Source organism: Methanothermobacter marburgensis str. Marburg, assembly GCF_000145295.1.
In the GTDB taxonomy this organism is placed as follows: Archaea; Methanobacteriota; Methanobacteria; order Methanobacteriales; family Methanothermobacteraceae; genus Methanothermobacter; species Methanothermobacter marburgensis.
On record NC_014408.1, the window covers coordinates 1,510,865 to 1,536,858 of the forward strand.

Sequence of the window (25,994 nt, forward strand, 5' to 3'; positions counted from 1 at the left end):
GTTTTACAGAATTAAAAGTGACTTTGATGAGAAAACCTATCAGTAAACCAGAGTAAAGAATTGCAGGAATTATCCTCATGGAGGTTTAATCCAAGATGTGCTTCATTCACCGTCAGCGAGTTTTAGTACCTTTATCCGGAAACATGTTCCAGGTGAGAGCCTGTAATCAACCTTTGCCTCTATCTGATTCAGTAAACTCCTTACAAGCTGCAGACCCAGTGAATCTACATTCTCAAAGTCCACGTCCTCAGGGAAGCCACGACCATTGTCCCTGACCTCAAGCATGTAGTGATCATCCTTATTCCTGAAAACAGCCCTTATCTTTCCATCCTGTCCCTCGGCAAAGGCGTGTCTGAAGCTGTTGGATAGTAGCTCTGAGAGTATCATCCCAAGGGGCACCGCCAGGTCAAGGCCCATTTCAGCATCCTCAAAGTACATCTCAAGTCTCACATTTCCCGGTTCCGGGGAGTATGTGCTTAGAATACCTGAAACAATGCTCCTGGCATAACCTGCAAAGTTTATTGACTCAAAGGATCCCTCATGGATAAACTTCTCATAAGCTTTCCTTATTGACCTTAGACGATTCTGGGTATCTCTGAGGAGCTCATAATCATCCCCGTCCTTTATATATGGGAACTGGAGATTAACTATGCTTGTAATAAGCTGAAGGTTTCTGTCGATCTGCCTGTAGAGGCCATTTATTGTATTCCTCAGTTCAGATATCGTTTTACGGAGCTCAGCCACCTCATGAATCTTTTCTGAGGCATCCCTAGCAGTTACAAGGATAAAATCCTGGCCTGATAGCTCCAGGGGCCTGAAGCTCAATTCAAGGGGCACATCCCGGCCATCTGCATCCATGAACTCCATGATGGTTGTGCATGGGCGGGGTTCCTCGGCCAGACGGTCGAGTATTATCCTCAGCCTGGACTTCTGAATGAGGGGAATCACCCTCAATGTTGGAAGGTACCTTCCCCTCAGATTATCAGGATCATACCCCAGCTTATCAGCGAAGGAATTACTCAGGTCAAGTATGAAACCATTTATATCCTGTAATATCCAGGGTTCAGAAGATTCCAGAAGGAGGTTGAGGTAATCCGGTGATGAACGTATTTCCTCCACGAGGTTCTCATACATTTTTTCGTCGTGTAACTTATCGGTTAAGAAAACCCTTTCAAGCATGATTATCCCCCTAACCTGCTGCAGCGGTCCATCTATAAATCTGATTATTGGCCCATAAATCTTTTTCCAGTGTTGTGTCAGTTCACAATAACCCTGAAGTTTTACATCAGTTTCCCGGATACTTACCAGAGTAGTCAAATGAGTACTATGTTGACCTCCCTAAAGTTTCTCCATCAGTTTCTCAGATACAGAAGCCCCAAAGTAGGGTAGAGATGCCACACCCATTGCTGAGATCATCCAGAAGGATATGAGTCTCTCAACCACAGTTACAGCTGCGCTGACAGACGGCGATACGCCTGCTGCCGAATAGAAGACTATCATAACCCCATCAACGGCACCAAGGCCCCCTGGAAGGAGCGGTATCATGCCAATGAGTGTTGCCAGTATGAAGACCTCGGCTATCACAATAAGTGAGACGCTTGTGCCAAATGCCTCAAATACAAGGTATACCCTTATGATCTCAAGGATCCAGAGGAGAAATGAAAGTGGTATTCCATACAGCAGCACTCTCCTATCAGCCAGCATTATCCTCATGGTGCTCTGAAATTCCCTGAGAGCATTCATTAACCTTTTTTCAAGTTTTTCATAGTTCTTTCTGTAGAACCTCCTTACAATGCCAAGTATCCAGCCAAGTATCCTCTCACCGGACTCCCTGTCAATGGATATGTAGAGGGCCAGGAAGAAGGCCGCGGTTATTATTATAACCGAAACTATAAGTGCGACCACTATCCATGGTGACAGTTCAAAGTAGAGCACTATTGCGACTATGGTGAGTATGGCCAGAAATATAAAGGGGAATGTGTCAAGACCCCTGTCTGCTATCACGGTTGCAAAGGCAGCCTCCATTGAAGCCCTGGAGTATTTTCCAAGTATATATGCCCTTACAGGTTCACCCCCACCCCTTGCGCTCGGTGTGAGGTTATTTATTGCCATTCCCACAAGTAGCATTGGAAAGAGGTGCCTTTTTCTTATGTTTATCGAAACAGCCCCCGTGGTAATGGCCCACCTCACTGTGAAAAGGCCGAGAATTATGAATTCCAGGGCAACCGCCATGATTACATAAAGGGGGTCCGCCTTCCGTAGGGCCTCCTCAATCTCCCCAGGCCCTATGACAGATATCATAACCGCAAGGGCCAGTACCCCTATTGCAATAAGAATTGCGCCTTTGTGTTTCATTTAAACCATCGATATCCTTTCTCAGATATTATATCATGCATTAAGACCTGTCTGTTTCAGAGAGTAAATCAAAGCCTTACAAATTCACACGAAAGCCTGTCTGTGTCAAAGAGCGCCAGTGTACTCTCCCCTGAAAGGTAACCGCAGAGTTCACCTGGATTAACCTTTATGGTTTCTGCGCTCACAATGGTCTTCTCATGGGTGTGGCCGGTTACCACAAGGTCGTATCTACCACATCCAGCAACACAGTCAAGGATCTGCCTGTTATGGCCATGTATAACCGCTATTTGCAGGCCATCAAATTCCAGTTCCTTAAAGTCAGATAGCTCTGTGAGTTCAGAGTACGCGGCACGCAGCCCATCCCTTTCACCATCATTGTTTCCAAATATGGCCTCAAATCTCATCTCAAGTCTTCCAAATTCCTGTGCAGTGAATGGTGATATTAAATCCCCTGCATGTATAACAAGATCCACAGATTCCCTGTTGAATAAATTGACCGCCTTCCTTATTGAATCAAGGTTATCATGTGAATCAGCCACCAGTCCTATCAAACAAACCACCCGCAAAAGATACAGTGATCCTACATACATTTATATACTATGATGTTTAAGTTTATGTATGGGATGCGGTGAGGTCATTGATTATTTCTTACTGTTTCTGGTCGGAAGTAATTATATGATTTTGTGCGTCCCTACTTAAGGATGTGATGAATTGTTTGGAGATAGCTACTACAGGAAGGAAACCTACTCCACACCAGTAAATGTTGGTGAGGAGTATGAAGTTAAAATTGAAGACCTCGGCAGAGATGGCGATGGAATAGCCCGTGTTGAAGGTTTTGTTGTTTTTGTACCTGGTGCAGGTGTCGGAGACGAAGTTAAAATAAGGATAAGTGCAACCAGGCGCAAGTTTGCTTTCGCTGAAGTTGTAGAATAAACTGGATTGAATTTTATATAAACTGGAGTAGATTTATTCTACCCAAAGAACTTTATTTTTTGCCTACTCCCCCATTGAAGTATTACCATCTCTTTATCCATTATTCTAAAAATTTATATTGGAACACCCCCATTCTTTATATGGTAACATGAGATACGTTGGAAAGAGGGACCTTTTTACCGTTGGAAAGTATCTTGGCAATATAATGCAGGGGATAGGCTTCGTTGTTGCGTTACCCCTCATTGTTGCACTGATCTACGGTGAAGGCAATTTTTTAAGTTTTATTGTGCCCTCAATTATCTCGCTCAGCATTGGAACTGTGCTCAAGAGATATTCCCCTGAGGAATGCGCCATACGCCTGAAACATGGTATGATGGTTGCATGTCTTGCCTGGCTCTGGGCTGGATTCATAGGTAGCCTCATAATGATGTCAGCCCTAAACATCGATTTTGCAAATGCCTTCTTTGAGAACATGTCTGCCTGGACCGGCAGTGGACTCACAGTTTTCTCCAACGTTGAAGCGCTCCCAAAATCAATTCTATTCTTAAGAAGCTTTGAACAGTGGATTGGTGGGCTTGGAGTTGTTATAGTTGTTATAGGTGTCCTCATAAGGCCAGGTACAGCTGCTGCACGTTTATACAAGTCCGAGGCAAGGGAGGAAAGGATAAAACCCAGCATAGCAAACACCGTCAGGACTATCTGGTGGATCTACCTCACCTACACGGTCCTCGGGATCGTCCTCTATGGGCTGACAGGGATGCCACTCTTTGATGCCATCAACAACACCCTCACAAACCTCTCAACCGGGGGAATGTCCATAAAGAACCTCAACATCGGCTACTACCGTAGCGATGCCGTCTACCTTGTAACCATGTTTCTCATGATACTTGGGGGGACAAGCTTCCTTGTGCACTACCAGGCAATAAAGGGTAGATTCTCAAATGTTCTGAGGGATATACAGCTGCAGGCAACCTTTGCCTTTATAATCCTTTTCACAGTTCTTTCGATCTACATTGGGGGCGTGGCCCCCCTTGAATCCGTATACTATGTAATATCGGCCCTCAGCTGCACCGGTTCAAGCATAAGTTCAACCAGTCAGATGGTTGCCTGGTCAGGGTACTTCAAGATAGTTCTAATAATATGCATGCTCACAGGTATGGCTGCAGGTTCAACCACGGGGGCCGTGAAGATAATCCGTGTCATAACTGTACTTAAGGGTGTCTACTGGGACATCATGAGGATACTGGCACCTGAGGGTTCGGTTATACCGAGAAAGATATCATGCAAGTCTGTGAGTGACGCTGAGATAAGGGAGGCCGGGTCATACATAAGCCTTTACTTTATCCTTCTCTTTTTCACATGGTCGGTTCTTGTAACCTATGGATATGACCCCCTCAACTCCCTCTTTGAGGCTGCCTCTGCCCAGGGAAATGTTGGGCTCAGTATGGGGATAACCAGTTTCAATCTGCCCCTAATACCGAAAATGGCCCTCATACTCAGCATGTGGCTTGGAAGACTCGAGATAATCCCTGTTCTTGTATTAATACGTGGTTTTGTGGAGGCCTTCAAGGTTAACTGAGAGCCGAGAATAAGCGCGTTGTCATTATCTTCACTGAAAAACCTTATTAATGATGACGTTTAACACAAGTAAACACGAGTAATGATTATCTTTATTCTGCCTGAAGTCTGAAAGGTGTGGATATGTATGTTGTTATAATGGGCGGAGGAAGAGTTGGTTTAACACTTGCAAACCTCCTTATATCAGATGGAAATGATGTAACTCTCATAGAAAATGATGAAACACTCTGTGCCAATGCTGCAGTTGAACTGGACGCCCTTGTGATCTGTGGTAACGGTACAGACATTAAAACCCTTGAGGAGGCCAACATAAACAATGCAGATGTCTTTGTTGCGGCCACAGGAAATGATGAGGCCAACCTCCTAAGCTGCATACTTGTGAGGGAGTACAATATACCAAAGATCATAGCAAGGGTCAGCAACCCTGACCACGAGGACGCCTTCAAGAAGGTTGGCATAGATCACGTTATAAGCCCTGAGAGGACCGCTGCAGGTTACCTTGAGAAACTGATAACAAGGCCAAAGGTGGCTGACCTCATCGTCCTTGGGCATGGGGACGCCGAGATCCTTGATATGGAGATAAAGAGCAGTAAAATTGTTGGGAAGAAGGTCAAGGATGTTTCGCCAACTGAAAAGTACATCATCGTGGCCATATACAGTAACGGTGACCTCATCATACCCCAGCCAGACATGGTCCTTGAGAGGGGAGCCAAGATATCCGTACTTGTAAAGACAGAGGCTGTGAATGAGGTTACAAAGAAATTCACAGGCTAAATACTCTCAGTATTTTTAATTTCATTGCTTTTACTGAATCAATCCCTCAAAGATCAACCTGATCCGTATAAGCCATAGTTAGAAGGAGAATTGTGATTATACGTGGTGAACTATGGTTAAATGGTACTTCATGGCTGGCCTCATTACTGGACTGGTCACAGGTATTCTGATTGGCACTACCTTGAGAGCTGGATTTCAGACGACACCCAGACACACCTTGATGAAGGTGTAGAGTACACTGAGCCATTAAATGGGACGGCCATTATATCATACAAAAACACCTGCTCTCAGCTCAACCTATCAGACGTTGAGGAGAACCCATCCTTTCTAAAGGAGCGAAGGGTGTGGGTTGATGGAATAATATTCAGGAAATATGAATTTGAAAGTATCAACAGAACAGTGACCCTAGGTACTCAGCGTATCCCCAGGGCCCGGTTACGTGCTTGTTAAATATGGTTCACCAAGTCCCTGAAAAGCGGGGACCATGTGAGGGTCTACGGCGAGTATTTCTATCCAGCAGTGGATAAAATCACGCCTGAACTCATGAACAGGAAATTGCCGGGGATAAAGGCCGTTTACATACAGAAAATGGAAATAACATTACCCCAAATCTCGGACCCAAACCATTTACCCTATTCCAAGGAAGGCCGCAGCCAGTTCCACATGCATTGAACCGTTATCAACCCATGGGCCGTGGCCAGGGAACAAGTACTCGATGTCGAGTTTCATGAGTTTTTTAATGGACTCTGCGAGTTCATTTATGTCTCCGCCAACATCAACCCGACCGAATCCCCCATCAGCAAAAACCGTGTCCCCTGAGATAAGGGATCTACCATCATACAGACATATGCATCCTGGTGTGTGGCCGGGTGTGTGGATAACCTCAAAGTCACCTATGAAGTCCCCATCCCCAAGTTCAACAGCCACTTCCATTGGCTCCATGGATGCCGAGAACATGTAGGCAACCGTCTTCTCGTCGTTCCCCTCCCTGAGTGCTTCTGCATCAAGACTGTGAATTGCTATATCTGCATTGAAGAGCCTGTTTCCCCCGGTATGGTCAAAGTGGCAGTGGGTGTTCACTATATGTTTTATGCTGCCAGGCTCAACACCGGCCTCCCTTATCCTCCTCATGAGGTTATCAGGGTTCATTCCAGTCCCTGTATCAACCACCGTGTCTCCAAGGATGTATATGTTAGAATCAAAGAGTGTTCCTTCAATCGCTATTATATTATCAAATTTCTGTATCATGAAAGCGCCTCAGAAAAAGGGAGTGATGGGGTCACTGGGATTTGAACCCAGATCCTAGGATTTCTCTTGTCTCAGTACTCCAATCGGTCATCATACTGTAGTCAGAGCGCGCATTTTCTTCAAAGACAACTGGAGTCCCAGATGATAGCCTGGTTACACCATGACCCCATTTGATAGAAATGTTGAAGCCAAGGGTGAGATTTGAACTCACGTGTAATGGATCTGCAGTCCACCGCTTCGCCACTAAGCTACCTTGGCATAGAGTAACTAATATCAGAATTAATATTTAAAGTTTGCGGTCCCCTCATCTGAGGCGGGTCTGCCTTTCACGGCCGGTGATCTCATGTATATCCCTGCCCCTCTCAAGGGCAATATCAAGGTCAAGCCTGTAATTTTCCGATGGTGTCATCTCAAGGTCAGCCGGTGAAAGGAAAATCCAGTCCCTGTACCTGAATTTTACCCCGATATAGGGTTCTGCACCGAACATCTCTGAAAACTCCAGAAGCCCCTTTATCTTCCCTGAGTCAATGTATATGCGCTCACCGGATGTCATCTTAACCTCGATTGCAAGGTATATCTCTCCGTTCCCTGCAATGATGTCAGGGAGGGGCTTTTTTGTGGCCCCACCAGAGGCCGGTGCTCTCATGGCAGCAAAATCCTTTTCCCAGAGGAGTTTTACAAGGTCCCTCTCTCCCCGCGATCCATCCCTAACCATTAAAACACCCTGAGACCCACAATTCTTCCTTCCCAGATACACTAAATAACACTCTCTATCCTCTCTCCAGACACATTAAACAACAACCTGGACACACTAAACAACACTCTCTATTCTCCTCGCCCTGAAGGTCCCCCTTCCACTGTCACTGAGCCAGTCAATGAGCGCATCCTTTACAATGACATTCTGGTCATGGAGATGGATGTCAACTGTCAAACCGGACCTGTTGAACCTCTCATCAGAGGGTATGAAACGTATAAATGTCCCTGTAAAGTGGTACCTTGTTTTAAGGAACCACTGTGTCAGGTATATGCCCTCCATGATTCCTATCTCCTCGCCCTCCTGGATCACGGTAGCCCTGAAGGAGGCGCAGGTCCTTTCAATACGTATCATATAATCAGCCGTGGTGTTCTGAGATAATCTGATCTACGGAATCCGTAGCCGGTACTGAAAATCTTCATCATAACACAATAAATAATTTTCCATGGATGATTAATAAAACCTCTAAATGGATCGGTGATTTCACCTGGATCGCGGATAATCAGATGGATGACAATAAACCGTGTGCCGGTGCCCGAACTTTATATTTTCCAGAAGTTGATTCAGAACAGAAAAAATGATTGATGAGAATGGGGCCGGGGCCGAGATTTGAACCCGAGTCGCGGGATCCACAGTCCCGAAGGATAACCACCTACCCCACCCCGGCAGTTGAATTCTATCACAGTGCGGGGGCAGGGATTCGAACCCTGGTAGGCCTACGCCAACAGGTCCTAAGCCTGTCCCCTTTGGCCAGCTCGGGCACCCCCGCAGCAATGATGCTCAATATGAAGAATAATCATAAAAGGTAAGAAATGCTCCGGCCGGGATTTGAACCCGAGTCTTCGGCTCGAAAGGCCGAAATGATTGGCCGGACTACACTACCGGAGCCTCTGATTACCGATTAAGTGGGCCCAATGGGATTCGAACCCATGGCCGCCCGGTTATGAGCCGGGCGCTCTACCTGGCTAAGCTATGGGCCCATGACGCCGCCGACAGGGCTCGAACCTGTGACCAATCGGTTAACAGCCGAACGCTCTACCTACTGAGCTACGGCGGCACCTGCCAAGTACAAGTCCTTGCTTGCAACAAACCAGTGGTTTGTGGTGCACATCCCAAGGCGTACAATTAGATTTATACCCATCATATATAAAGTTTTCGGTTTAGCAGTGGTTTTGCAGACACCCCCTGAGGATGGGGTCATATGCTGAATAATGCTGATGCCGCAGCCGCCATCAGAAGAGCCGCGAACACAATCATCAGTGACTGGGACTTTCTCCTGGAGGAGGAAAGCACATAGATTACAGATACCATGAGGGCTGCTATAGCACCCATGAATCCAAATATTCTGCCAAGGATCACCATGAGGATCACAAGCACCAGTGCGCCGCGCAGGGCGGTATCCCACTCGAAACCCTCCTTTCTGGCATCACTAAACTCTTTCCTCTGGAGCTCCCTTTTAACGGGGCTTTCCCTGAAATCTCCAGACATGAACCTGGATTTGAGTGGTTTTTCCTCAAGGAGGGTTCCGCAGTTCCTGCAGAACCTTGAGCCCTCCCTGTTCCTTTCGCCACAGCTTGGGCAGTAAACCATATCCATCAGCCTCAATGTATCAACATCAAAGCTTATCTCAACGAAAGTTTATAAAGGTATTCTGCAGAGCAGAGAGTGTCAGATATGAATGTTATAGAATCACTGAAGGAAATGGATATACTCAAATTGATGAACAGGGCCAGTGAAATCACCCTCAAACATCATGGGGATATCATAACACTTGAAAGGGCAGTTTTTCTCTCATGGTGGTGTGAAAGGGGGGACTGTGCCTTCTGCTATATGAGCACACAGAAGCCACGTATAAGGGAACCATCAAAGGCCAGGAGAAACGTCAACGCCATACTTGCAGAGGCCGAAATATGTAGGAGACTGGGGTGGAACATAGAGTTCCTATCAGGAGGCTATGGTTCATTCTCCCCTGAGGAGATAAAGGAGATCGCAGAGAGGATAAGGGATATAACAGGATCCCCTGTCTGGCTGAACACAGGTATAACCACCGATCTTGAAATATATGGTGATGAGGTGGCAGGTATAACAGGAGCGCTGGAGGTTGCAAACCCTGACCTTCAGAGGAAACTGTGCCCCAGCAAACCCCTGGAAGACATAGCTGAGATGCTTGAGGCAGCCAGGGACCTGGGATTCAGGAGGGGCATCACCATAATACTGGGACTCGGTGAGACACCCGATGACCTCAGATACCTCTTCGAATTTATAGGAGATCTTGAAATAGACCGTGTAACCTTCTATGCCCTCAACCCCCATGAGGGAACGGTATTTGAGAATCAACCCCAGCCCGCCACCCTTTATTATGCAGGAACAGTTGCCGCCACAAGGATAGAGTTCCCTGACCTGGAGATCATCACAGGGACCTGGATGGATAACCTGGGAAGCATAGGCCCCCTCGTCCTCAGCGGGGCCAACGGAATAACCAAATTCCCCCTTTTCAAGATGTTCGGGACCTCCTATGGAAAGCGTGTTGAGGAGGAGGTTAGGTGGGCCGGGAGGAGACTTGCGGGTACATTCACAGATGTGGAGAGGCTCAGAAGGGGGAGATCATACCCTGAAATTGACCCCTTCATAGAGAGGTATGTTAACGGATGTCTGAAAAATCTTAAATTGCTTTAAGTTGATGATAATAAATATAATCTGATATGCTTTCCATCACGTTGAACCATGTTACCATGAAAAGGAGGAATAACCATTAAGATGAAATGTGGTCTTGAAATTCATGTTCAGCTTGACACCAGATCAAAGCTATTCTGCAGATGCCCGACAGATTACCAGGACGCCCCCCCAAACACAAATATATGCCCGGTGTGCCTCAACCAGCCAGGGGCAAAACCACATCCACCAAACAGAAGCGCCCTTGAGGGGGCTCTGAAAATCGCCCTCATGCTTGACTGCAGAATAAATCCTGAGATCACATACTTCATGCGTAAGCACTACAACTACCCGGACCTCCCATCAGGTTACCAGAGGACATCCATACCCGTTGGACTTGAGGGAGAGCTCAACGGCGTCAGGATCAGGGAGGTGCACATAGAGGAGGACCCTGGTCAGTATAAACCGGACCACGGTGTGGTTGACTTCAACAGGTCAGGCATCCCCCTCATTGAAATTGTTACAGAGCCAGATATGAGGTCACCCGAGGAGGCCAGAAACTTCCTCAGGGAACTCATAAGGGTGCTGGAATACAGTGGCTGTGCCCGTGGGGAGGGCACAATGAGGGCCGACGTCAACATATCCCTTGAGGGGGGCCGCAGGGTTGAGATAAAGAACATTAACTCAATAAAGGGTGCCTACAAGGCCCTTAAGTTTGAGATGGTCAGGCAGAAGAACCTCCTCAAGAGGGGTGTTGAGGTCAAACAGGAAACACGTGCATTTCTTGAATCCCAGATGATAACCGTTTCCATGAGGCTCAAGGAGGAGGCAGAGGACTACAGATACATACCTGATCCCGACCTCCCCCCAATGCACTTTGGAGATGAAGTGGTGGGTAGCGTCAGGGACGGAATACCAGAGGCGCCCCACCTCAAGGTGAAACGATTCATGGAGGAATACGGTTTAAGGGAGGAGGATGCAAGGGTGCTGACCTCAGAACTGGAACTTGCAGATGCCTTTGAGGAGGTTGCGGCATCCATAGACCCTGAGTTCGCGGCTCTCTGGATGAGGGACGAACTCAAAAGGGTGCTCTACTACAACAAGGTGAGCTTTGCAGAAAGCGGTATAAGCCCCCTGAATATTGTGGAACTTCTTGAGATGATACAGAAGAAGGAGGTAACCACCAAGGCCGCCAAAAAGATCATAGAGGAGATGCCGTTTAACACCAGGAGCCCCCGGGAGATAGCCGCCGAAATGGGGCTCATAGGAATCATAGATGAATCCCAGGTTATAGAGGCAGTTGAGCAGGCCATAAGGGAAAACCCCCAGGCGGTCCAGGATTACCATGATGGCAAGGAGGCTGCCATAAACTTCCTGGTGGGGCAGGTGATGAGAATCACCCGCGGAAAGGCAGAGCCTGAACGGACAGTTGAACTGATAAAGGAAAGGATCTGAGGTGCATGGCCAAGAACGTCCTGGATCTTCTTATGTGGCATCCTAAATGGGATATTAAAAGGTGCAGGATAAGTTACATCCACAGGGGGGCTCAGAGGAACCTCAAAACAGTTCAGGGATCAGATATTGAAAGGCTCGAAAGGGGCTTCCTTGTGCTGAGTAACGGTGCATCGATACCCTACCATCGTGTGGTTAAAATAGTCTGCGATAACAGTTTCATCTGGAAAAAACAGAAAAAGGGATAGGATGAGCAATAAGGCACTTGTGAAGGATTACATGACCCGGGACGTTATAACGGTCTCCTCAGACACATCAACCGCGGAGATCATCAAGCTCATGAAGGAAACAGGTCACGATGGATTTCCGGTCAAGGATAACGGTACCGTGATCGGAATGGTGACTGCCTTTGACCTCCTCATAAAGCCATGGGTCAAAACAGTATCAGAGATCATGTCAAGGGATGTGGTGGTTGCAGACCAGGATATGTCCCTCAATGACGCTGCGAGGGTCATGTTCAGGATGGGGATCTCAAGACTGCCGGTCATAGATAAGGAAGGTAAACTTGTGGGTATAATAACAAACACCGACATCGTGAGATCCCATATTGAACGTTCCACCCCCATGAAGGTTAACTACTTCAAGAAGACACTGGAACAGCTCTATGGTGTTAAACCTGAGGTTAAACGGATGAAGGTCCCCATCGAGAAGCTGCGGCCCACCCAGAGCAAGGTATACGCCGATGAACTCCAGGGTAGAACCTATGAAATTAAAAGGGGCCTTGCAGAGCCCACGATAGTTGTGAAGACAGGTGACAGGTATGTCCTGGTCGACGGTCACCACAGGACACTGGCATCCTACAGGCTGGGCTGCAAGGAGATAGACTCATATGTCATCGATATCAAGAAGGACATGAAGCTGGGTATGGAAAAGACAGCGGACCTCAACGGCGTTTATACTCTGGACGACATTGAGGTTATAGACGACGCCCAGCACCCCCTGATTGCGATAACAACCAGCATGAGAAAGGCTATGGCAGGTAAGAAGAATGGTGGATGAGGGAATTTTAAGGGAAATCTACGCTGTACTTGAGGACCGTCGCGATAACCCGGTGGACTCCTACACCTCCAGACTCATGACAGATGATGAGAAAAGGGCTGAGGATAAGATACTTGAGAAGATCGGTGAGGAGGCAGCAGAGGTGATCATAGCCTCAAAGAATAATGAGCGCCTCGTGGAGGAGTCTGCTGACTTGATATTCCACACACTTCTACTCCTTGTATACAAGGGGATCCCCTTTGAGAGCCTGCTTGAGGAGTTCGCTGCAAGAAGAAAATAAATAACAATGCAGTTACCTCAGTGAAGTGGTACTTCCATCATAAGAAAAAATAAGTGATAACCACACACCTCAGTGAAGTGGTAGTTCCATCTGGTGGAATTCTCTTTTTAAGATTTTTATCTCCTTTTTACCTGTGAATCTGAATCCAAACTTACTGTAAAGGTTCAGGGCGGGGGTGTTTGTGGGTGAGACATCCAGCGTGAGCCTATCAAGACCCCTCTCCTCTGCAATCATCTGGGCCTCCTGGAGGAGCCTGAAACCAACACCCTGACCCCTCGCCTCAGGCGCGACTGCAAGGGATGCTATGTAGAGGTCACCATCCTCAACCTTCTGGGTACTCAGGGAGTCAATGAGGTCCATCATCATGACCCTCATGGCATCTATGGGTCCCAGCTTTCTGAATAAATCAATAAATTCAAATTCACTGCCTTCAAGGTCATATGCCAGAACACCGAGAACATCTCCTTCACTGGTCGCTAGGATTATTCTCTCAGGGTCCCAGCAGACACCATTCCTTAGAAGTTTTTCCAGAGTCCCTTCGGGATTTTTGAAAAAGAGGTCAAAGAGTTGCCGGTCAGTCTCATAGATGAGCCTTCCTACAGTGCCCGAGAAGCGGGGTTCAAACTGGACAATATCCATAGTACCATCTTCATTGAATAGTTATTGATTTCCTGGACATGAGTACTTTATAATTAGAAATAATAAAAAGATGGGGGTGCTGTGAAAAAATGGGGGTAGTTAAAAAAATAATTACTGCTCTGCGTCGAGCATTTCGCCGTATTCAATCTCTATCTGGCAGCCCTTGGGGCCACAGCAGAAGTGCTGCAGATCAAAGTTCACAAGCATGATTTCACCTCTCAACCTTCTTTACTATAATAAAGTAACTTAAAGTATTTAAATAATGTACTTACATAAACTACATATACATACATAAAGTATACTGGATTACATGGTTGATACCATGAATGATGACGACTACATATGCTCTGTTGAGGCCGCCATTAACGAGATAGGGGGTAAATGGAAGTCACTTGTCCTCTGCGCCCTCAAGGATGGTAAGCTCCGCTTCAGTGAAATAAACCGGAAGATACCCAGGATAACCCAGAGGATGCTCACCAAGACCCTCCGTGAGCTTGAGACAAACGGCCTCGTAAACCGGCTGGTATACCCTGAGGTGCCCCCCAGGGTTGAGTACTGCCTCACTGAAAAGGGGAAATCAGTCATCCCCATCCTCGACGAGCTCTGTGAATGGGGCAAGAGGTACGGTACACACGAAAAATGATCAATCACCTGCAAAGGCCCTCAGTATTTTAACCGCAAGTACAGCGGCCCCAAAACCGTTATCTATATTGACAACCCCTATCCCGGGGGAGCACGACTGTAGCATGGAGTTAAGTGCCGCAAAACCGCCCTCACCGACCCCGTAACCAACTGATGTTGGTACCGCTATAACCGGCACATCAACAAGGCCCGCGACCACAGAGGGAAGCGCCCCCTCCATGCCAGCCACCACAATCAGCACCTTAACATCTGATTCAAGCATGTCCTGCAGTGGTTCAAGGAGCCTGTGGATGCCGGCAACCCCAACATCATATGCAGTGAGAACCTCACAGCCAGACTCCTCTGCAACCACCCTTGCCTCCTCTGCAACGGGTATATCTGAGGTTCCCGCAGAAAGTACCCCGATCCTACCCAGCCTTTCAGGTTCCCCTGACCTCACAGCAAGCACCCTGGCCGTTTCATGGTAATCGGCGGTGTAATCGTCTCCAAGATCCAGGCCATCCATGATCCTCTCAGCCCTTTCAGGCGGGAGCCTTGTTACAATAACGTCACCAACAGTTCTTATAATGTTAATTATATCCTCATCACTCTTTCCAGGTGCAAATACCGCCTCAGGGAAACCTGTTCTTTTCTCACGCAGTATATCAAACCTGACCCTATCACCCAGTTTAAGCTGGGCCGATTCAATCGCCCTTTCTGCCTCTTCAACCGAGATTTCACCCCTGAGGAGTTCCCTCAAAATCGATCTCACTGACATCACTACCTAATTTATAAGTTCATGAATATAATCTTAGCATGATGTACTGAACTGTCATCTGTATAAGTTCATGAATTAATCCTAGAATGATGTACTGAACTGTCATCTGTGAAAATCCTTAAAGGAGATAGAATGTACCGTGCCCAGCTCACTGTTGAGGGAATAGTGCAGGGGGTTGGCTTCAGGCCAGCCGTCTACAGGCTTGCACATGAACTTGGACTTACAGGATACGTCAGGAACATGGGAAACCTGGTTGAAATTGTCCTTGAAGGAGATGAAGAGAGGATAAAAAGATTTATCGAGCGTCTTAAGGCAGAAAAACCCCCCATCTCAAGGATAACCAGAATAAATAATGAGATGACCGCCATCGACAGCCCATCCTTCAGCGATTTCAGTATAAAGGAAAGCTCCTCAGAGTCATCAGGGACATCCGTGATACCTGCAGACGTTGCAACCTGCAGCAGGTGCCTTGAGGAGATAATGGATGAGGATAACAGGCGTTACCTCTACCCCTTCACCGCATGCACAGACTGCGGGCCCAGGTTCACAGTGATTGAATCCATTCCCTATGACCGTGAGAGGACCAGCATGCGTGAATTTCCCCTCTGTAGCTCCTGCATGGAGGAGTACCTCAACCCCCTTGACAGGAGGTATCATGCAGAGGCAACATGCTGCCCGGTATGCGGTCCCAGGCCATTTCTGTGGCGTGGAGATGTTATTGAGACAGATAACCCCCTGAAAATGGCTGCAGAGTTTCTTGATGAGGGTGAAATACTCGCGGTTAAGGGTATAGGGGGCACACACCTGGTCTGCCGGGCTGACGATGAGGATGCCGTTATGAAACTCCGCTCAAGGCTTGGAAGGCCCAGCCAGCCATTCGCCTGCATGTCTCCTGATGTTCCCTCAGTGGAGGTCTATGCATGCATATCTGAAGCAGAGGAGAAGGCCTTAACCTCCAGGAGAAGGCCAATAGTTGTCCTGAATAAAAACAGTGACTACCCCCTGGCCCCATCAGTTGCACCGGGCCTCCACAACATAGGGGTCATGTTACCCTACTCTGGAATGCACCATGTCCTCTTCAGGTACACCGCGGCCCCAGCCTATGTTATGACCTCAGCCAATAAACCCGGTGATCCCATGTTCATCAGGAACAGTGAGATAACCAGGGGCCTTGAGGGTATAGCCGATTACTTCCTTCTCCATGACCGTAAAATCATAAACCGCTGCGATGACTCTGTTGTCCGCTTCAGGGGTGGAGAGATGGCCTTCATAAGGAGGTCCAGGGGGTACGCGCCTGAACCCTATGACCTCACCCATCTATCAGAGAATCTGTCAGCCCTCTGCCTTGGACCGGAACTTGATGTGACCTTCTCTGTGCTCAAGGGGGGCCAGTGCTATGTATCACAGCACATAGGCAACACATCACGGTATGACACCCTCCTCTTCCTCAAGGACGCTGTGAATTACCTCATGGGTATAACAGGCACAGAATCCGTGGATGTAATAGCCTGTGACCTCCACCCCCAGTTCCTGACAACCTCCTATGCAGAGGAACTCTCTGAAAGGTTCTCTGCGGACATCCTGAGGGTCCAGCACCACCATGCCCATGCCCTGGCACTCATGCTCGATAATGGTGTCGGTGAGTGCGTGTGTATAGCTGCAGATGGTGTTGGCTACGGTGCAGATGGCACGTCATGGGGTGGTGAGATCCTCCACTGCCACGGCCCTGAATATTCAAGGGTTGGGAGCCTCATGCCCCAGAAGATGCCTGGGGGTGACCTTGCAACAAGGTACCCTGCAAGGATGTTGCTCTCAATGCTCCTGGACAGCTACGATGGGGACATCCGTGAACTCTTCATTGAAAGGTACCTGGATTACTTCCCCCACGGTGAAAGGGAGATTGATGTTGTATTAAAGCAGATGGAAACTGGGCTCAACACAGGCGTGAGCAGCAGTACAGGCAGAGCCCTTGATGCAATTTCAGCCGCCCTCAGAATATGCGGAATGCGAACTTACGAGGGCGAATGTGCCATGAAACTTGAATCAACCGCTTTCAGGGCTAAAGGAGAACTCAAAATACCCTTCAGAATCATGAAGAGGGATGGTAGGTACATCCTTGATACATCAGGCATACTCATGGATGTCATGGATTTTCTGGAATCCGGTGAGAAGAGGGCGGAAATAGCCCATGCAGCCCAGCGAGCCGTTGCAGAGGGGCTTGCAGAGATGGCTGTCCTTGCAGCCGAGGATCTGGGAGTTGAGGTTATAGGGGGAACCGGCGGTGTTTTCTACAATGAGGCCATAAGCCTTGCGGTGAGGGATTACGTTAAAGAGAGGGGTTACAGTTTCATTCAGCACAGAAATTCATGTGCAGGTGATGGCTCAGTTTCCCTTGGGCAGGCGGTTGCAGCTGCACTCGAATACAGAAAATAACTAGGGTCCTCTGATGTCCTCAGGAAATGGAATCTGGTGTCTCAGGAACTGCTCTACGGGCCTCAGATAAATGCAAAAAAGCCGGCTTGGTGGGAACTAATCCATCTTTCTTCTCATCTCTGCCTCGCGGAGGAGGTCCTCGGCCCGTTTCTTGAGGTGATCGTAGAGCCTTATGAGGTTCTTTAACTCCTCAATGGCCTCCCACTGGCCGTTCCTTATCTTATTTTCAAGGTTAAGCAGTCTGGACCACTCGTCACCTGGGGGGAGCTGTTTCCTCTGGAGGAGGTCATCCACCACATCCACCCTGAAGTTGTTCCTGTTTATGGTTATGCTGATGTGGATGTCCCTTGATATATCATAATATTTGCGGGGCCTTCCCCTCTCTATCTTCCTGAAGAAGGAGCTTAAAATCCCTGCCTCCTCCATCGCCCTGAGGTGCTCTATTATGGCCTTCTGGCCAATATCCAGTTCCTTTGATATTTCACTGACAAATCTGGGCTCCTCACGGAGGAGGTTTATGATCTCCCTCCGGGTCTTGCAGCCCATAACATCAAGTATAACTTCCATGTTCCGCTCTTCGGTGGATTTTTCTCTCATCATGGTATGGTATGTCGAAAGGTTTATATAACCTTTTGTAAGTATAATAGCTATAAGGTTATAGGTAACCTCTGGTAACTTTAATTTCTGTAAAAAATGAAAGGTGAAGCAATGTGCGAAGAGAAAAAAACTGATTCTAAGCCATCCAATAACTGTGAGGATGAATTAAAGGAACTTAAAAAACGACTGAAAGAACTTGAAAGTGAACTTGCGGTTAAGGAAGAGGAAATCAGCGAATACGTATCACACCTCCAGAGACTCCAGGCCGACTTTGAAAACTACAAGAAACAGAAGGAAAAACAGGAGCTGGAACTCATAAAAAATGCAAATGAGAAGCTCATACTGAACCTCCTGGACGTATACGAGGACCTTGAAAGGGCCATTGAAAACCGGGAGAATGATGGTGACGGCCTGGAGGTCATCTACAGGAAATTCAGGGACACCCTCAGGAAGGAGGGCCTGAGTGAGATACCCGCCGAGGGTGAAAAATTCGATCCATTCCTCCACGAGGCGGTTATGGTTGAGAGCCATGATGAATACGATGATGGAATCATAATAGAGGAGTTATCAAGAGGTTACAGACTCAACGACAGGATAATAAAACATTCAATAGTCAAGGTATGTAAGAAAAGCTGATTTGAGGTGATCATGTGGCAAAAAAAGAAAAAATTCTCGGTATTGACCTTGGAACAAGTAACTCTGCAGCCGCAGTACTTATAGGTGGAAAACCAACCATCATACCCAGTGCAGAGGGGGCTTCACAGTACGGTAAATCCTTCCCAAGCTGCGTTGCATTCACAGAGGACGGACAGATGCTTGTGGGTGAACCTGCAAGGCGTCAGGCAGTCACAAACCCTGAGAACACCATAACAGCCATAAAAAGGAGTATGGGTACAGACAGAAAGGTAAAGGTCCAGGGTAAGGAGTACACACCACAGGAGATATCCGCATTCATCCTTCAGAAGATCAAGAAGGACGCAGAGGCCTTCCTGGGTGAGGAGATAAAGAAGGCCGTCATCACAGTACCCGCCTACTTCGACGACAACCAGAGGACTGCCACCAAGGACGCAGGTACCATAGCAGGGCTCGACGTTGTAAGACTCGTCAACGAGCCAACAGCAGCAAGCCTCGCCTACGGCCTTGACAAGGAAGACGAGGACATGGTCATCATGGTCTTCGACCTGGGCGGAGGTACACTGGACGTTACAATCATGGAATTCGGTGGGGGCGTATTCGAGGTTAGATCAACCAGCGGTGACACCCAGCTGGGTGGAACCGACATGGACAACGCGATAATGAACTACCTCGCCGATGAATTCAAGAAGGAGACCGGCATAGACCTCATGGAGGACGACCAGGCAGTCCAGAGACTGAGGGAGGCTGCCGAGAAGGCCAAGATAGAACTTTCAACAACCCTCACAACCGAGGTGAACCTCCCCTACATCACCGTGGCCCAGGACGGACCAAAACACCTCATAAAGACCATCACAAGGGCAAAACTGGAGGAACTGGTTGATCCTATCGTTCAGAGATGTGCAGGGCCAATGGAACAGGCGCTGAAGGACGCCAAGATGACCCGGGAGGATGTGGATAAAATAATACTGGTCGGTGGACCCACAAGGATGCCCATAGTCCAGAAATTCGTTGAGGACTTCATAGGAAAACCCGTCGAGAGGGGAATAGACCCCATGGAGTGTGTTGCCATGGGTGCAGCCATACAGGGCGGTGTCCTTGCAGGGGAGATAAAGGACCTTGTACTGCTTGACGTGACACCACTGTCCCTGGGTATAGAAACCCTCGGAGGGGTCTTCACCAAGCTAATAGAGAGGAACACCACGATACCCACCAAGAAGAGCCAGATATTCTCAACAGCGGCAGACAACCAGACCTCCGTGGACATACACGTCCTTCAGGGCGAGAGGCCCATGGCCGCAGACAACACAAGCCTTGGAAGGTTCCAGCTGGTGGGAATACCCCCCGCGCCACGTGGAGTGCCTCAGATAGAGGTGACCTTCGATATAGACGCAAACGGTATACTGAACGTATCAGCAAAGGACCTTGGAACAGGTAAGGAACAGGCCATAACAATAACAGCACCCAACAAACTCTCAGAGGAGGAGATAAAACAGAAGATAGAGGAGGCCAAAAAACACGCCGAGGAGGACAGGAGAAAACAGGAGGAAATCGAGATAAGGAACAACGCCGATTCAATGATCTACACCGCCGAGAAGACCCTCGAGGAACTTGGAGATAAGGTGCCATCAGATAAGAAGGAGACTATTGAAAAACAGGTCAGTGAACTGAGGGAACTCATAGCAGGTGACGATGTCCAGGCCATCAAAGCAAAGACCGAGGAACTCACAAAGACAGTGCAGGAAATCGGAGCGGTTATATACCAGCAGGCTGCCCAGCAGCAGGCAGAGAACACCGCATCACAGGGTGAAAACCAGGGCGACGATACCATAGATGCTGACTTCGAGGTCAAGAACTGAGACCTCCCCCACCCTTTTTATTCTCTGATGTGCAACTATTTTTAGCTGATCACTTCCAGATTCTATACCAGGTGAAAATCGATGGCTAAGCGTGACTACTATGAGGTTCTCGGTGTGGATAGGGGTGCCGATAAGAAGGAGATAAAGAAGGCCTACCGGAGGCTTGCAAGGAAGTACCACCCCGACGTCAGCGATGATCCTGATGCTGCCGAAAAGTTCAAGGAGATAAGTGAGGCCTACGCGGTCCTCTCTGATGATGAGAAGAGGAGAAGATACGACCAGTTCGGCCATGCAGGTATGGAGGGCTTCAGTCAGGAGGATATATTCAACAACATAAACTTTGAGGACATATTCAGCGGCCTGGGATTTGATATAGGGAACATCTTCGACATGTTCGGTTTCGGTGGGGGAAGGAGACATGGCCCCCAGAGAGGTGCTGACCTCACATACACCCTTGAGATAAGTCTTGAGGATGCCTACAGTGGCCTTGAAACAGATATAAGGGTCCCCCACACAAAGAAGTGTCCCGTCTGTCATGGGAGCAGGGCCGAGCCAGGTACAGGTACAAGGACATGCTCCACCTGTGGGGGCAGCGGACAGGTGCGGCAGGTGCGTAACACCCTCCTCGGGCAGATGATGAACATAACCACGTGCCCTGACTGTCAGGGGGAGGGAACCATTGTTGAGAAGCCCTGCAGCAACTGTAACGGTAAGGGAGTTGTCAGAAAAACCAGCACAATCCACGTGAAGGTTCCTGCAGGTGTTGAGACAGGATCCAGACTCAGAATCCCCGGTGAAGGGGAGATGGGTCTTCGTGGCGGGGAACCAGGGGACCTCTACGTGGTCATTAAGGTCAAACCCCACAGCATCTTCAGGAGGGAGGGGGCAAACCTCTACACAGAGAAGCCAATAAGTTTCGTGCAGGCCGCCCTGGGTGACACCGTGGAGGTTCCAACCCTTGACAGGCCAGTAAAGTTGAAGATACCTGCAGGAACCCAGAGTGGCACAACCTTCCGCGTCAAGGGACACGGGATGCCCCACCTGAAGTGGAATGGCTACGGAAACCTCTACGTGAAGGTCAAGGTTGTAACACCAAGAAAGCTGAGTCCAAGGCAGAAGGAACTCCTCAGGGAATTTGCAAGTATCAGTGGGGATGAGATCCACGAGGATAAGGGATTCTTTGATAAGGTCAAGGATGCCATAATCCACTAACTACCATCCCCCACTCATTCTAAAGGTTAAAGATGCAATATCCACTAAAACCCTGTTTTACAATATTTTTTAGCTTTTACTGATCACAGGGTGAACCTCAGCCGATGGAATACTCCTCTTTAATACATTAAGAACTAACCGTAATATTTATATTATCTTTTTCCTTAAAGTTACTATAAACTTTGAGGTGAAGCATGAAAAATCCCGCAGGTATTCTAATTTTAAGGAAAATAGCAGCAGATTTCAGGGGATGATCAGATGAAAAAGAGTTATTTTCTGATTCTCGGTATTCTTGCTGGTTTCGTTGTGGGTTACTGTGTTAGTGAACTTCTTGCAGAGTTGTCCCTCTCCCAAGGGGGATGATCTTCCTCAACCCTTAACAGACGCTGAAGCCGCTAAATATAAGGAGGAGTGCCGTGCACTTGACCTTTCCACTTCAGGGGAGGATCCATATGCCCTCAACGGTCATAGGGTCTGGGTTGAGGGAACGGTGTATAAAAAGGGTGAATCATACGGCATCAGGCCACAGGAAACCTTCATTGCCCTCAAGATCAACACCACACCAGAGTACATACTCCTAAGCTACGCCGGAACAACCCCAATAAAAATTGGAGACCGAATAAGGGTCTACGGCGAATACTTCTACCCTGCAGAGGACACAACCACACCTGAACTCAAAAATAAAGAACTTCCCATGATAAAGGTCGTCTACATTGAGAGAATAAGAGTCAAAAGTCCCTAAAAGATGTGAAACTCACCGAACTTCTGCGCACAGTAGCTCCAGTGAATGCAGAACAGATAACGCACTTGCGGGGTATCCTGCCGGGCTGAATATTGATAAAGGGCATGCCGGGAGTAACCCACCTTCTGTTTCGGCAGCATTCATCTCGGCGGACTACCTCTGCCTCCTACAGTAATCACAGGCAGTATTTGTCCTTGCATCCCGCGGAATGGCCGTTTCACCGGTCCTCCTGGTGTCAGTCTGCTCCTTTAAGGGTGAAGCTTCATTATCATCCACCAGAAGACGTGTCGTTTCTGCTCCAGGGTCCAGCCTCTCAGCTGATGCCTCACGGCACCGCGGTTCTGTATGATGGGTGGAGTTTCCTCAGCCCAAAAATGGGCCGTCAGCTGCCCTCCGGCTTGCCCGATAGATGAACATGAGAATAAAAACTGATAGCGGGGCCTAGATTTGAACTAGGGATCTCGGGGTTATGAGCCCCGCGGGATCACCAGACTACCCCACCCCGCTAAACATTAGATTTGTTATTTTAATATATAAAGGTTGTGGTGAGGTCTGGTTTTACTCCATCAAACTTTAAAATAGGATGGTTTTGAGGTTGGTTATTCTTCCTCCTTCTCCTCAAGCTTCCTGAGCCTCTTGTCAAGGGACTCAATCTTCTTGTTGGTGTAACCCCTGTACTCGTTGAAGCGGTGCTCCAGTTCATCTATGTTCCTTGATACCAGTTCAAGCCTCTTCTCAAGGTCAGATATATCGTCCTTGGTGGCCAGTGACCAGTCCTCTATGAGTTCATCGCTCTTCTCATTAAGGAATGCGTCTATCTTGTTTGAGATGACATCCGTGCTTATGGGAACCTCCCTTACCTTGCCCATGATCCTGTCACTGACATCTGAAACCTTCTCTCCAACACCTGCCATGTAACCTTCCCTCCCTTCACCTGGTTTTTCAAATGCGCCGTAAACTCTCGTTACCGGCGCCATGTTCCCTGATTCCATCAGGTAGTAGTATATTAGGACAATTATGGCCCCTGCAAGTATCAGGATTGCAAGAAGCTCCACCGGTCCCACATTAAAACCTCCAGATCATTTTTTAAGTTTTGCATTGAGTTCTGCTTCCTTCTTCTCAATATCCTTCAGCATCCTCTCCAGTTTCCTGAACTCTGTTCTTGCCTCAAGGAGTGCAAGTCTCTCACTTATCTCACTCTGAAGATAACCCACCTCATGCATTATCTCAGATGTGTTCTTCCTTATGGCAGCCAGTTTCTCCTGCTTGTCCTTTGGGAGAGGTATGGTTGTCTCCATCAGGCGCTTTGCCTGCAGGTCGTTCTCAACAAGGGATATCTTTTTAAGTTCGATCTGCTTTTCAAGAAGCTGGATGTCGTTCTGGGATTCCCTAACCCTCCTCCACTGTATAGCCACAATGATAACTGTCACAAAAGCCAGGATGGATATTATAAGCCACAGTATGTTCTGAGGTATTGTTGCGGTGCTCGCCATATAGCTCCCCCTTGAAGTATTATCTGCTGGAAATAATATATAACTCCTTATTTAAATAAGTATCAGAACTCAGTTAAGTGGTAACGATGATCGAATCATACTTAAAGGCAGGTAAAATTGTATCAAAGGTTCGAAAAGAGGCTTCAGAAATCATAAGGGATGGTTTACCGGTAATAGAACTCGTGAATTACGTTGAGGATGGTATCAGAAGCAGGGGAGGTGAACCGGCATTCCCCTGCAATGTCTCCATCAATGAGGTCACCGCACACTACACTTCCCCTCCAGGTGACGAAAGCACAATATCCGAGGGCGACCTTGTTAAGCTTGACCTCGGGGCCCATGTGGATGGGTTCATAGCCGACACAGCCATCACAGTCCCTGTGGGTGATGTGGATGATAGGTGTTACAGAATGATGGATGCTGCAAGGGAGGCCCTTGAGAATGCTATCTCCACCATAAGGGCTGGTGTTGAGGTTGGTGAGGTTGGCCGTGTTATCCAGGAGACGATAGAGTCCCATGATATGAAGCCAGTGTCAAACCTTACAGGTCACAGCATGGACAGGTGGATACTCCACTCAGGGCTTTCAATACCCAACATAAGGGAAAACAATCCCCATGAACTCGAGGAGGGGGATGTGCTTGCAATTGAGCCCTTCGCAACCGATGGTGTGGGGCTTGTTACAGACATGCCCCAGACCCACATATTCAGGTTCCTCCGTGAAAGACCCCTCCGGCTTGTCCATGCAAGGAGGGTCCTCGGTAAGATAAGGGAGGAGTACCATTCCCTTCCATTTGCACAGAGATGGCTTGAAGAGTACTTTGAACCAAAAAGGCTCAGCGCCTCCATGAGGCTCCTGATACAGTCAAGGGCCATCTACCCCTACCATGTGCTTCGGGAGAAGAGCGGTGCCACCGTGGCACAGTGGGAGCATACGGTCATCGTTGAGGGTGATGGGTGCACCGTGATAACAGAATGAAATAATAGGTTGATGGGATCAGAATGGTGCGGGTAATCCATCTCCTTCCTCAAAATAAAAGAAAAACAGTTGATGGGATTAGAATGGTGTTGGTAATCCCATCTCCTTCCTTGCGGCGATGTTCTTCTCTGCTTTTTCCTTTTTCTGTGCGGCAAGTTTTTCAAGCAGTCCCAGGCCAGGTTTAACTTCCTCTATTGGTTTTGTCTCAAATAGGCCTGCTTCAACTGCCTGCTTGAATATTGAGTCCCCTGCGTCTGTCCTGGTTATGACGGTTGACCATCCATCAGGTGACCCCACTGAACCGGTTGAGACGTCTGCAAGTTCAGCCACGTAGTCCTTGCAGATCTTGCATCCTGCCTGCTCGTATCCATGGGTCTCCTTGAGTGGGAGGGTGAGGACATCATCCTGGGTGTATACCCAGAACTTCCCTTTACCTATATCCATCTTCTCAACGAGTTCCATGCTTACTCCGAGTTTCTCGCAGATGAAGGTCTGGAGTGATGTGTATGGGAAGTTTTCCATGCAGTATATACCCACCAGCAGCTTTATCTTATCTGCAAGGAACCTGACACCGAATGGGTAGGTCTGCATTTTCCTTATACCCATTGTCTGGCAGGGTATGGCAACTGTACCGAGTTTCTCTATACCGTACTGTCTGACGGCCTTCTTGAGCATCATCACGTTGGGTGAGAATGTGTACTTGGTACCGGCTGCTGCCTTGAGTTCATCTGAGCTCATGGCAACCATTGGCTGTGGTTTCCAGAACTCCTCACCTGGACCTGCAACAACTGCACCCTCAATGATACCCTCATCAAGGGCGTAAGCTAGAAGACCTGTGACTATTCCCCCGTCCTGGGCTAGTTTCTGAATCTCCCTGTCAGTTGATCTGGCGGAAACAATTTCCTTGTAAGTACCTAAAACCATT

29 protein-coding genes, 8 tRNA genes and 1 other RNA gene are annotated in these 25,994 nt (G+C 48.1%); 16 read left to right on the top strand and 22 right to left on the bottom strand.

The window, feature by feature from the left end; all coding sequences use genetic code 11:
* Positions 1–102 precede the first annotated feature (102 nt).
* From MTBMA_RS08045 to MTBMA_RS08055, 3 genes are all read right to left on the bottom strand, one after another.
* The gene (locus MTBMA_RS08045; RefSeq protein WP_013296436.1) at positions 103–1,179 is read right to left on the bottom strand and encodes a sensor histidine kinase; all 1,077 of its coding nucleotides are present in this window, start codon (positions 1,177–1,179) and stop codon (positions 103–105) included.
* A gap of 159 nt (positions 1,180–1,338) precedes the next feature.
* Positions 1,339–2,355 (bottom strand): UPF0104 family protein, encoded by a 1,017-nt coding sequence (locus tag MTBMA_RS08050; protein ID WP_013296437.1) that lies wholly within the window; start codon positions 2,353–2,355, stop codon positions 1,339–1,341.
* Between the two features lie 68 nt (positions 2,356–2,423).
* Positions 2,424–2,915: a metallophosphoesterase gene (locus tag MTBMA_RS08055; RefSeq protein ID WP_333473121.1), complete on the bottom strand. Its 492-nt coding sequence runs from the start codon at positions 2,913–2,915 to the stop codon at positions 2,424–2,426.
* 151 nt (positions 2,916–3,066) lie between these two features.
* Between MTBMA_RS08055 and MTBMA_RS08060 the strand changes: the two genes are divergently transcribed.
* From MTBMA_RS08060 to MTBMA_RS08075, 4 genes are all read left to right on the top strand, one after another.
* On the top strand, positions 3,067–3,288 hold the full coding sequence (locus MTBMA_RS08060) for a TRAM domain-containing protein (protein WP_013296439.1): 222 nt from the start codon (positions 3,067–3,069) through the stop codon (positions 3,286–3,288).
* Positions 3,289–3,436: 148 nt separating this feature from the next.
* Positions 3,437–4,867, top strand: coding sequence for a TrkH family potassium uptake protein (locus MTBMA_RS08065; RefSeq protein ID WP_013296440.1), 1,431 nt, complete (start codon positions 3,437–3,439; stop codon positions 4,865–4,867).
* 122 nt (positions 4,868–4,989) lie between these two features.
* Positions 4,990–5,640, top strand: coding sequence for a potassium channel family protein (locus MTBMA_RS08070; protein ID WP_013296441.1), 651 nt, complete (start codon positions 4,990–4,992; stop codon positions 5,638–5,640).
* A gap of 120 nt (positions 5,641–5,760) precedes the next feature.
* The gene (locus tag MTBMA_RS08075) at positions 5,761–6,090 is read left to right on the top strand and encodes a hypothetical protein (RefSeq protein ID WP_013296442.1); all 330 of its coding nucleotides are present in this window, start codon (positions 5,761–5,763) and stop codon (positions 6,088–6,090) included.
* Positions 6,091–6,267: 177 nt separating this feature from the next.
* Here MTBMA_RS08075 and MTBMA_RS08080 read toward each other — a convergent pair whose 3' ends face one another.
* The 11 genes from MTBMA_RS08080 to MTBMA_RS08125 all read right to left on the bottom strand — a co-directional run bounded on the left by MTBMA_RS08080 (position 6,268) and on the right by MTBMA_RS08125 (position 9,238).
* Entirely contained in the window at positions 6,268–6,888 is a 621-nt protein-coding gene (locus MTBMA_RS08080; protein ID WP_013296443.1) for an MBL fold metallo-hydrolase, read from the bottom strand.
* Between the two features lie 26 nt (positions 6,889–6,914).
* Positions 6,915–7,056 (bottom strand) — tRNA-Trp (locus tag MTBMA_RS09030).
* An 18-nt stretch (positions 7,057–7,074) separates the two neighbouring features.
* Positions 7,075–7,146 (bottom strand) — tRNA-Cys (locus MTBMA_RS08085).
* A gap of 46 nt (positions 7,147–7,192) precedes the next feature.
* Positions 7,193–7,603: a Holliday junction resolvase Hjc gene (gene hjc, locus MTBMA_RS08090; protein WP_013296444.1), complete on the bottom strand. Its 411-nt coding sequence runs from the start codon at positions 7,601–7,603 to the stop codon at positions 7,193–7,195.
* A 96-nt stretch (positions 7,604–7,699) separates the two neighbouring features.
* Complete coding sequence (locus MTBMA_RS08095) at positions 7,700–7,996, bottom strand: hypothetical protein (protein ID WP_013296445.1); 297 nt, start codon at positions 7,994–7,996, stop codon at positions 7,700–7,702.
* Between the two features lie 237 nt (positions 7,997–8,233).
* Positions 8,234–8,309, bottom strand: a tRNA-His gene (locus MTBMA_RS08100).
* An 18-nt stretch (positions 8,310–8,327) separates the two neighbouring features.
* Positions 8,328–8,411, bottom strand: a tRNA-Leu gene (locus MTBMA_RS08105).
* A 44-nt stretch (positions 8,412–8,455) separates the two neighbouring features.
* A tRNA-Glu gene (locus MTBMA_RS08110) sits at positions 8,456–8,530 on the bottom strand.
* Between the two features lie 18 nt (positions 8,531–8,548).
* Positions 8,549–8,622 (bottom strand) — tRNA-Ile (locus tag MTBMA_RS08115).
* A gap of 4 nt (positions 8,623–8,626) precedes the next feature.
* Positions 8,627–8,699: transfer RNA gene (locus MTBMA_RS08120), tRNA-Asn, on the bottom strand.
* Between the two features lie 140 nt (positions 8,700–8,839).
* On the bottom strand, positions 8,840–9,238 hold the full coding sequence (locus MTBMA_RS08125) for a zinc ribbon domain-containing protein (RefSeq protein WP_147671387.1): 399 nt from the start codon (positions 9,236–9,238) through the stop codon (positions 8,840–8,842).
* A gap of 78 nt (positions 9,239–9,316) precedes the next feature.
* Here MTBMA_RS08125 and MTBMA_RS08130 point away from each other — a divergent pair, with 78 nt between their 5' ends.
* The 5 genes from MTBMA_RS08130 (at position 9,317) to hisE (ending at position 13,085) form a co-directional block, all read left to right on the top strand.
* Positions 9,317–10,318 carry a radical SAM protein gene (locus MTBMA_RS08130; RefSeq protein WP_013296447.1) on the top strand — a complete coding sequence of 334 codons (1,002 nt, stop codon included), beginning with the start codon at positions 9,317–9,319 and terminating at the stop codon, positions 10,316–10,318.
* 81 nt (positions 10,319–10,399) lie between these two features.
* A complete protein-coding gene (gene gatB, locus MTBMA_RS08135; protein ID WP_013296448.1) occupies positions 10,400–11,749 on the top strand; it encodes an Asp-tRNA(Asn)/Glu-tRNA(Gln) amidotransferase subunit GatB in 1,350 nt (449 codons plus the stop codon).
* 5 nt (positions 11,750–11,754) lie between these two features.
* Positions 11,755–11,994 carry a DUF504 domain-containing protein gene (locus MTBMA_RS08140; RefSeq protein ID WP_013296449.1) on the top strand — a complete coding sequence of 80 codons (240 nt, stop codon included), beginning with the start codon at positions 11,755–11,757 and terminating at the stop codon, positions 11,992–11,994.
* Position 11,995: 1 nt separating this feature from the next.
* Positions 11,996–12,805, top strand: a complete 810-nt coding sequence (locus MTBMA_RS08145) for a CBS domain-containing ParB/RepB/Spo0J family partition protein (protein ID WP_013296450.1) — start codon at positions 11,996–11,998, stop codon at positions 12,803–12,805.
* A complete protein-coding gene (gene hisE / locus MTBMA_RS08150) occupies positions 12,795–13,085 on the top strand; it encodes a phosphoribosyl-ATP diphosphatase (protein ID WP_013296451.1) in 291 nt (96 codons plus the stop codon). Before MTBMA_RS08145 ends, hisE begins: the two co-directional genes overlap by 11 nt.
* A gap of 69 nt (positions 13,086–13,154) precedes the next feature.
* Here the strand turns inward: hisE and MTBMA_RS08155 are convergent, their stop codons facing one another.
* Entirely contained in the window at positions 13,155–13,724 is a 570-nt protein-coding gene (locus tag MTBMA_RS08155; RefSeq protein WP_013296452.1) for a GNAT family N-acetyltransferase, read from the bottom strand.
* Between the two features lie 310 nt (positions 13,725–14,034).
* On the opposite strand from MTBMA_RS08155, the gene MTBMA_RS08160 reads away from it, so the two are divergent.
* Positions 14,035–14,367 carry a winged helix-turn-helix transcriptional regulator gene (locus MTBMA_RS08160; RefSeq protein WP_048901240.1) on the top strand — a complete coding sequence of 111 codons (333 nt, stop codon included), beginning with the start codon at positions 14,035–14,037 and terminating at the stop codon, positions 14,365–14,367.
* Here the strand turns inward: MTBMA_RS08160 and larB are convergent, their stop codons facing one another.
* On the bottom strand, positions 14,368–15,117 hold the full coding sequence (larB, locus tag MTBMA_RS08165) for a nickel pincer cofactor biosynthesis protein LarB (protein WP_048901241.1): 750 nt from the start codon (positions 15,115–15,117) through the stop codon (positions 14,368–14,370). It abuts the gene before it with no gap.
* Positions 15,118–15,255: 138 nt separating this feature from the next.
* On the opposite strand from larB, the gene hypF reads away from it, so the two are divergent.
* Entirely contained in the window at positions 15,256–17,556 is a 2,301-nt protein-coding gene (gene hypF / locus MTBMA_RS08170; RefSeq protein WP_013296455.1) for a carbamoyltransferase HypF, read from the top strand.
* A gap of 96 nt (positions 17,557–17,652) precedes the next feature.
* Here hypF and MTBMA_RS08175 read toward each other — a convergent pair whose 3' ends face one another.
* Complete coding sequence (locus tag MTBMA_RS08175) at positions 17,653–18,156, bottom strand: ArsR/SmtB family transcription factor (protein ID WP_013296456.1); 504 nt, start codon at positions 18,154–18,156, stop codon at positions 17,653–17,655.
* A gap of 108 nt (positions 18,157–18,264) precedes the next feature.
* Here MTBMA_RS08175 and MTBMA_RS08180 point away from each other — a divergent pair, with 108 nt between their 5' ends.
* The 4 genes from MTBMA_RS08180 (at position 18,265) to MTBMA_RS08195 (ending at position 22,599) form a co-directional block, all read left to right on the top strand.
* Entirely contained in the window at positions 18,265–18,789 is a 525-nt protein-coding gene (locus MTBMA_RS08180; protein ID WP_013296457.1) for a nucleotide exchange factor GrpE, read from the top strand.
* A 14-nt stretch (positions 18,790–18,803) separates the two neighbouring features.
* Positions 18,804–20,645 carry a molecular chaperone DnaK gene (gene dnaK / locus MTBMA_RS08185; RefSeq protein WP_013296458.1) on the top strand — a complete coding sequence of 614 codons (1,842 nt, stop codon included), beginning with the start codon at positions 18,804–18,806 and terminating at the stop codon, positions 20,643–20,645.
* An 81-nt stretch (positions 20,646–20,726) separates the two neighbouring features.
* The gene (gene dnaJ, locus MTBMA_RS08190; protein ID WP_013296459.1) at positions 20,727–21,857 is read left to right on the top strand and encodes a molecular chaperone DnaJ; all 1,131 of its coding nucleotides are present in this window, start codon (positions 20,727–20,729) and stop codon (positions 21,855–21,857) included.
* A gap of 322 nt (positions 21,858–22,179) precedes the next feature.
* On the top strand, positions 22,180–22,599 hold the full coding sequence (locus MTBMA_RS08195) for a hypothetical protein (RefSeq protein WP_370511816.1): 420 nt from the start codon (positions 22,180–22,182) through the stop codon (positions 22,597–22,599).
* Positions 22,600–22,701: 102 nt separating this feature from the next.
* Here the strand turns inward: MTBMA_RS08195 and rnpB are convergent.
* The 4 genes from rnpB to MTBMA_RS08210 form a co-directional block, all read right to left on the bottom strand.
* Positions 22,702–23,001, bottom strand: an RNA gene (gene rnpB, locus MTBMA_RS08830) — RNase P RNA component.
* 30 nt (positions 23,002–23,031) lie between these two features.
* Positions 23,032–23,106, bottom strand: a tRNA-Met gene (locus MTBMA_RS08200).
* A gap of 92 nt (positions 23,107–23,198) precedes the next feature.
* Positions 23,199–23,663 (bottom strand): hypothetical protein, encoded by a 465-nt coding sequence (locus MTBMA_RS08205; protein ID WP_013296461.1) that lies wholly within the window; start codon positions 23,661–23,663, stop codon positions 23,199–23,201.
* Positions 23,664–23,678: 15 nt separating this feature from the next.
* Positions 23,679–24,092 carry a membrane protein gene (locus MTBMA_RS08210; RefSeq protein WP_013296462.1) on the bottom strand — a complete coding sequence of 138 codons (414 nt, stop codon included), beginning with the start codon at positions 24,090–24,092 and terminating at the stop codon, positions 23,679–23,681.
* A gap of 86 nt (positions 24,093–24,178) precedes the next feature.
* On the opposite strand from MTBMA_RS08210, the gene map reads away from it, so the two are divergent.
* Positions 24,179–25,069 carry a type II methionyl aminopeptidase gene (gene map, locus MTBMA_RS08215; protein ID WP_013296463.1) on the top strand — a complete coding sequence of 297 codons (891 nt, stop codon included), beginning with the start codon at positions 24,179–24,181 and terminating at the stop codon, positions 25,067–25,069.
* Positions 25,070–25,147: 78 nt separating this feature from the next.
* Here map and frhB read toward each other — a convergent pair whose 3' ends face one another.
* Positions 25,148–25,993, bottom strand: a complete 846-nt coding sequence (gene frhB / locus MTBMA_RS08220; protein WP_013296464.1) for a coenzyme F420 hydrogenase subunit beta — start codon at positions 25,991–25,993, stop codon at positions 25,148–25,150.
* Position 25,994 lies beyond the last annotated feature (1 nt).

What these genes read in the sequence shown, in the direction of transcription:
- MTBMA_RS08050 (WP_013296437.1), bottom strand. Translation starts at nt 2,355, where the DNA reads ATGAAACACAAAGGCGCAATTCTTATTGCAATAGGGGTACTGGCCCTT.
- map (WP_013296463.1), top strand. Translation starts at nt 24,179, where the DNA reads ATGATCGAATCATACTTAAAGGCAGGTAAAATTGTATCAAAGGTTCGA.
- MTBMA_RS08080 (WP_013296443.1), bottom strand. Translation starts at nt 6,888, where the DNA reads ATGATACAGAAATTTGATAATATAATAGCGATTGAAGGAACACTCTTT.
- MTBMA_RS08210 (WP_013296462.1), bottom strand. Translation starts at nt 24,092, where the DNA reads ATGGCGAGCACCGCAACAATACCTCAGAACATACTGTGGCTTATAATA.
- MTBMA_RS08130 (WP_013296447.1), top strand. Translation starts at nt 9,317, where the DNA reads ATGAATGTTATAGAATCACTGAAGGAAATGGATATACTCAAATTGATG.
- MTBMA_RS08145 (WP_013296450.1), top strand. Translation starts at nt 11,996, where the DNA reads ATGAGCAATAAGGCACTTGTGAAGGATTACATGACCCGGGACGTTATA.
- MTBMA_RS08155 (WP_013296452.1), bottom strand. Translation starts at nt 13,724, where the DNA reads ATGGATATTGTCCAGTTTGAACCCCGCTTCTCGGGCACTGTAGGAAGG.
- dnaJ (WP_013296459.1), top strand. Translation starts at nt 20,727, where the DNA reads ATGGCTAAGCGTGACTACTATGAGGTTCTCGGTGTGGATAGGGGTGCC.
- MTBMA_RS08175 (WP_013296456.1), bottom strand. Translation starts at nt 18,156, where the DNA reads ATGATGAGAGAAAAATCCACCGAAGAGCGGAACATGGAAGTTATACTT.
- MTBMA_RS08075 (WP_013296442.1), top strand. Translation starts at nt 5,761, where the DNA reads ATGGTACTTCATGGCTGGCCTCATTACTGGACTGGTCACAGGTATTCT.
- MTBMA_RS08045 (WP_013296436.1), bottom strand. Translation starts at nt 1,179, where the DNA reads ATGCTTGAAAGGGTTTTCTTAACCGATAAGTTACACGACGAAAAAATG.
- gatB (WP_013296448.1), top strand. Translation starts at nt 10,400, where the DNA reads ATGAAATGTGGTCTTGAAATTCATGTTCAGCTTGACACCAGATCAAAG.
- MTBMA_RS08095 (WP_013296445.1), bottom strand. Translation starts at nt 7,996, where the DNA reads ATGATACGTATTGAAAGGACCTGCGCCTCCTTCAGGGCTACCGTGATC.
- MTBMA_RS08125 (WP_147671387.1), bottom strand. Translation starts at nt 9,238, where the DNA reads ATGGATATGGTTTACTGCCCAAGCTGTGGCGAAAGGAACAGGGAGGGC.
- MTBMA_RS08065 (WP_013296440.1), top strand. Translation starts at nt 3,437, where the DNA reads ATGAGATACGTTGGAAAGAGGGACCTTTTTACCGTTGGAAAGTATCTT.
- hisE (WP_013296451.1), top strand. Translation starts at nt 12,795, where the DNA reads ATGGTGGATGAGGGAATTTTAAGGGAAATCTACGCTGTACTTGAGGAC.
- MTBMA_RS08070 (WP_013296441.1), top strand. Translation starts at nt 4,990, where the DNA reads ATGTATGTTGTTATAATGGGCGGAGGAAGAGTTGGTTTAACACTTGCA.
- hypF (WP_013296455.1), top strand. Translation starts at nt 15,256, where the DNA reads ATGTACCGTGCCCAGCTCACTGTTGAGGGAATAGTGCAGGGGGTTGGC.
- MTBMA_RS08160 (WP_048901240.1), top strand. Translation starts at nt 14,035, where the DNA reads ATGGTTGATACCATGAATGATGACGACTACATATGCTCTGTTGAGGCC.
- hjc (WP_013296444.1), bottom strand. Translation starts at nt 7,603, where the DNA reads ATGGTTAGGGATGGATCGCGGGGAGAGAGGGACCTTGTAAAACTCCTC.
- MTBMA_RS08180 (WP_013296457.1), top strand. Translation starts at nt 18,265, where the DNA reads ATGTGCGAAGAGAAAAAAACTGATTCTAAGCCATCCAATAACTGTGAG.
- frhB (WP_013296464.1), bottom strand. Translation starts at nt 25,993, where the DNA reads ATGGTTTTAGGTACTTACAAGGAAATTGTTTCCGCCAGATCAACTGAC.
- MTBMA_RS08140 (WP_013296449.1), top strand. Translation starts at nt 11,755, where the DNA reads ATGGCCAAGAACGTCCTGGATCTTCTTATGTGGCATCCTAAATGGGAT.